The 2,706-nt window shown below is 69.4% G+C and carries 1 protein-coding gene, 1 tRNA gene and 1 pseudogene; all 3 read left to right on the forward strand.

Annotation, left to right across the window (positions count from 1 at the left end; all coding sequences use genetic code 11):
* Positions 1-338: pseudogene (locus tag ACWCV9_RS24105) on the forward strand (DEAD/DEAH box helicase); the annotation flags it as partial.
* A gap of 104 nt (positions 339-442) precedes the next feature.
* Positions 443-1,948: an amino acid permease gene (locus tag ACWCV9_RS24110; RefSeq protein ID WP_450789407.1), complete on the forward strand. Its 1,506-nt coding sequence runs from the start codon at positions 443-445 to the stop codon at positions 1,946-1,948.
* 98 nt (positions 1,949-2,046) lie between these two features.
* Positions 2,047-2,119, forward strand: a tRNA-Lys gene (locus ACWCV9_RS24115).
* The last annotated feature ends 587 nt before the right edge of the window (positions 2,120-2,706 follow it).

A 2,706-nucleotide genomic window follows, 5' to 3' on the forward strand; every position in this document is an offset into this window, starting at 1 on the left:
ACCGTGGTGGCCGCGGTGGTTTCGAGCGTCGTGACGAGCGTCGTCCGTTCGACCGTGACCGCGACGAGCGCCGTTCCTTCGACCGTGACCGTGGTGAGCGCGGTGACCGTGGTGGCCGCGGCGGCTTCGAGCGCCGTGACGACCGTCCGGGCTTCCGCCGGGACGAGCGCGGTGGGCACCGGGGCAGCGACCGTCCGTTCAACCGCGACCGCCGCGACGACCGTCCGGGCTTCCGCTCCGGCGGCCACGAGCGCCCGTACGGCCGTCGTGACGACCACCGTGGCACCGGTTCCTTCGGCCGCCGCGACGACAAGCCGCGCTGGAAGCGCAACGGCTGACGCCGAGTGACCTGACGAAGGGCCCGTACGACTCCGGTCGTACGGGCCCTTCTTCCGTCAGCAGTGACGCATGTCACGTCCCCGCCGAGGGAATTGCTGGGGGCATGACAGAAGATGCGCGAGTGGACACGCCGTCGGACGAGGAACGGCTGGCCCAGCTCGGTTACACCCAGGTCCTCGCCCGCCGAATGTCGGCGTTCTCGAACTACGCCGTCTCCTTCACGATCATCTCCGTCCTCTCCGGCTGCCTGACCCTCTATCTCTTCGGCATGACCACCGGTGGCCCGGCGGTCATCACCTGGGGCTGGGTGGCGGTGGGACTGATGACCCTGTCCGTGGGCCTGTCGATGGCCGAGATCTGCTCGGCCTACCCGACCTCGGCCGGCCTCTACTTCTGGGCCCACCGCCTGGCGCCCCCGCGGTCGGCCGCGGCCTGGGCCTGGTTCACCGGCTGGTTCAACGTGCTGGGCCAGGTGGCGGTGACCGCGGGCGTCGACTTCGGCGCGGCTTCCTTCCTCGGCGCCTGGCTCGACCTCCAGTTCGGCTTCGCGGTGACCCCCGGCCGCACGGTCCTGCTCTTCGCCGCGATCCTGCTGCTGCACGGCCTGCTGAACACCTTCGGCGTGCGGATCGTCGCGTTCCTCAACGACGTGAGCGTGTGGTGGCACGTGCTGGGCGTCACCGTCATCGTCGGCGCGCTCGCCTTCGTCCCCGACCACCACCGGTCCGCGTCCTTCGTGTTCACGCACTTCGTCAACGAGACGGGCTGGGGCAGCGGCCCGTACGTCGTCCTCCTCGGCCTCCTCATGGCGCAGTACACCTTCACCGGGTACGACGCCTCCGCCCATATGACGGAGGAGACCCACGCCGCGGCCACGGCCGGCCCGCGCGGCATCGTCCGCTCCATCTGGACCTCGTGGATCGCGGGCTTCGTCCTGCTCCTCGGCTTCACCTTCGCCATCCAGTCCTACGACCGTGAAGTCGCGTCCCCCACCGGCGCGCCCCCGGCCCAGATCCTCCTGGACGCGCTCGGCGCCACGACCGGCAAACTGCTGCTCCTGGTGGTGATCGGCGCCCAGCTCTTCTGCGGGATGGCCTCCGTCACCGCCAACAGCCGCATGATCTACGCCTTCTCCCGCGACGGCGCGCTGCCCTTCTCCCGCCTCTGGCAGACGGTCAGCCCGCGCACCCGTACCCCGGTCGCGGCCGTCTGGCTGGCAGCGCTCGCCGCCCTCGTGCTCGGCCTGCCCTACCTGATCAATACGACGGCCTACGCGGCGGTGACCTCGATCGCCGTGATCGGCCTCTACATCGCGTACGTCATCCCGACCTACCTCCGGGTCCGCAAGGGCACCGCCTTTGCCCGCGGCCCCTGGCACCTGGGCCGCTGGTCGGTCCCCGTCGGGGTGGTCTCCGTGCTCTGGGTCCTGGCGATCACGGTCCTCTTCATGCTTCCGCAGGTCTCCCCGGTCACCTGGAAGACCTTCAACTACGCCCCCGTCGCCGTCCTGGTCGTCCTGGGCTTCGCGGCGGTCTGGTGGGGGGCATCGGCCCGGCACTGGTTCCTCCGGCCCGCCCCCGCGGCCGCCCCCGACCTGGCCGGGAAGTGACGGAAGCGGACCCGAGGTCCCGTCCGACGCGGCCGGGTCGCCGATACTCGATCGGAGACCCGGCCCGGTCCCGCTATGCTCGGACAGGCAACAACGCTGGGCCCTTAGCTCAATTGGCAGAGCAGTGGACTTTTAATCCATTGGTTGTGGGTTCGAGTCCCACAGGGCCTACCGTCCGCAGGCGAGCCATACGGCCTCTGACCTGCTGCGCAGCGCCCGCTTCGGCTTCGGCCGGCGCGGGCGCTGCGGCGTTTCCGACGCCATGTCAGCCCGTCGCCGGTCGGGGCCCGGTCGAGCGCCGGCCGCCCCGGCCCGGCCGAGCGGGCCGACCGGGCCCCTGACCGGCCGCAGCCGCCGTTTGACATCCCCCATTCGGACCCGTAAAGTTCTTCGGGTTTTCCGGTGTGAGGCGCTGCCCCTGGTCGGCCCCGGAGAGCCATCCCTCAAGTACAGCCAAGAATCGGCGACACGTCGTCGTGTGCTTCGGCGTGTGTATTTGCGGAATGAGGAATCCGCGTCCGAAAGGACACGGCCCCCGATTAGCTCTGGGGCCGGGAATCCGCTAGAGTCTCACTCGTCGGAACGGCCCGCAACGGCCGGAAAGACAACCCCCGCCGACCGGGAATCGGGTCAGAAAAGATCTGATAGAGTCGGAAACGCAAGACCGAAGGGAAGCGCCCGGAGGAAAGCCCGAGAGGGTGAGTACAAAGGAAGCGACCGTTCCTTGAGAACTCAACAGCGTGCCAAAAATCAACGCC

The organism is Streptomyces sp. NPDC001606, from assembly GCF_053596835.1.